This is a genomic window from Pseudoalteromonas sp. AOP7-A1-14, assembly GCF_052376275.1.
In the GTDB taxonomy this organism is placed as follows: domain Bacteria; phylum Pseudomonadota; class Gammaproteobacteria; order Enterobacterales; family Alteromonadaceae; genus Pseudoalteromonas.
In genome coordinates, this window is sequence record NZ_JBQSVO010000308.1 from 1 (window position 1) to 330 (window position 330).

General features: G+C 39.1%; 1 pseudogene. It reads right to left on the minus strand.

The annotated features are described in order from the left end of the window. Positions 1 to 330 (minus strand): annotated as a pseudogene (locus tag ACT3RM_RS18250) (hypothetical protein); the annotation flags it as partial.

Sequence of the window (330 nt, forward strand, 5' to 3'; positions counted from 1 at the left end):
GATTTAATTCCATTATTGCCTTTAATAAACGGTATAAATTAATTGACGCGTCAATTTCTTCTTTACGGTTTGTTAAGCTTTCAATATTTAAGCCCAGTGGTACATCTAAATGTGCACAGCTTTTAAGTATTAAGTCGAGGTTTTCGCGGCAAATACGTACGGACTCGCTTAATGTATTATCTGCATCAAGCATGCGCCACTTAGTTGCCTCTGGCACTGAAATACCCAACCATTGCATAAATTCTAAGGTTTTTTCGCCGCCGCACGGAGTAAACGTGAGTATAATACGTTGAGGTGTAATACCTTGTGCCTTACATGTACGTACGTAAC